This window comes from Haloferax sp. s1, from assembly GCF_058382125.1.
Genome location: NZ_JBZRPK010000206.1, coordinates 1 through 1,939 on the forward strand (window position 1 = coordinate 1; position 1,939 = coordinate 1,939).

The window sequence follows — 1,939 nt, forward strand, 5'->3', positions numbered from 1 at the left end:
AGGGAGGCAGACCCCCTCCCGCCGTCACTTCATCTGTTCTGGGTATACCAACCAGGAGGGATATCTCCACCACGTACATGACTCCCTCCCCCCACCACTTCATCTGTTCTACGAGCTACGTCTCTGAACGGCTCTCGACGAACGGTTGAATCGAGCGATGAACACCGATTTCGTCGATAGTGTCTGCGAGAGTTTCTGCAATCAGGCCGAGGTCGTAGTTGAGTCCGTACAGGACCTTCTTTCCACCACGACGCCCCATATTTCGTTCCCGCCCGGTAATGACGCCCATCATCTTCAACTCGGAGAGATGACTCTGCATCTGACGGTGTGAAAGCGGGTCAATGCCGCTAGAGCTACAGAGTGCGAGGTAGCGCTCGCGAATCGTCGGTGACGTGACCGGTGTGTCACCGTCTGCGGCGAACGTCGTGAGCGCGTAGAGCGTGAGACGGGCGTGCTCTGTGAGCTTCGAAACGCCGGTCGTGATTTGGTCGGATTCGAGCTTTCGTTTGGCCTGGTCGACGTGCTCCTTCGTCACCTGAGGTGCATTCTCGTTTCGTGAGATGTCCCCCGCTTCGAGGAGCAGATTGATCGCCTGTCGAGCGTCGCCCGAGTCTTTCGCCCCGTAGGCGGCACAGAGTGGGATAACTTCCTCCGAGAGGGCGTCGTCGTGGAAAGCGACTCGTGTCCGTTGGTCGAGCACCTTGCGGAGTTCCCCGGCATCGTATGGCGGGAAATACACCTCCTTCTCACACAGGCTCGATTGGACCTTCGCCGAAAGCCCCTCTCGGTACGAGAGGTCGTTCGAAATGCCGATGAGCCCAATCTTCGCCGACATGACGTAGCCGTTGTCTCGTGCGCGCGGAATCTGATAGAGCAGAGAGTCGTCTTTGACGTGGTCGACCTCGTCGAGGATGATGAGTATCGTCCCATACTGGTCGAGTTCTTCCCACAGGTACTGGTACACCTTCGACTGTGGGTATCCGGTCATTGGAACCTGATTTTCTGGGTCTCGCAGGCGGTTAATGATTGTCACGGCGACTTGGTAGCTCGTGTTGAGCCCGTCGCAGTTAACGCGCACCGCGTGGAGGTCGAGGTCGGCAACTGACTGAGCGGCGTCTTGGAGCCGGTCTAGTAAGAATCGCGTTGCAGCAGTTTTTCCGACACCAGACTTCCCGTACAAAAAGATGTTTGATGGAAGCTCGTTGTTGATTACTGGCTGGAGAGCAGAGTGATACTCGCTAAGTTCTTCATCACGTCCAACGAGCTCTTCCGGAGTATAGTCTTCACGCAGCACGTCTCGATTTTTGAAGATTTGATTTGATTGCGAGAACTCGAAAGAGCCCATAACTGGTGGACACTCGTATCCCACATATAGCCACCGGTTCATCTGTTTCTTCTGTTTCATCTGTCCTTTCAGAATATAAATAGAGTACACCACGACTTCATCTGTTCTGATGTATCTGAGGCACTCACAAAGTACAGTCCAACGAGTGATCCCGAAGTCGAGACAGTTACAACTCGGTGGTTGGCTTGGTCCTGCGTTGATTGACGCCGGGAGAACTCTGCAGTTCGTCAAAGAACAGATGAAGTGGTGGGGGGAGGGAGTAGACTTCGTATGCTTACATTGCACTAATACGACGGGAGCGCTTCGGGAGACGAGCTTTTCGGAGTTCGAGTATAGATTCGTGCAGTTGGTCTATACGTCGGAGAGGGAGACCATGGAGATGGCCCTCGGTGAACGTATACTCAACATTGGCTTCCGCATGTCGTTGGTCGTGTCTATTATTCCGTTGGACAGTCTTCCCGGCATCTCTCGTGAACAGCCTTAACCCCTCCACTTCATTTGTTTAGTGACTCCTCAGAGTGTTTAAACCCCCGAAATCGAGACTTTAGAAATTAAGCAGAAAGCAAGAAGACTTCGTGACACGGTAACTGAGAC

Annotated in this window: 1 protein-coding gene; it reads right to left on the reverse strand. The window is 53.6% G+C overall.

The genetic code is table 11. The features are described from left to right. Nucleotides 1-115: 115 nt before the first annotated feature. On the reverse strand, nt 116-1,345 hold the full coding sequence (locus tag QT222_RS01710; RefSeq protein WP_491476104.1) for an orc1/cdc6 family replication initiation protein: 1,230 nt from the start codon (nt 1,343-1,345) through the stop codon (nt 116-118). Nucleotides 1,346-1,939: the final 594 nt, after the last annotated feature.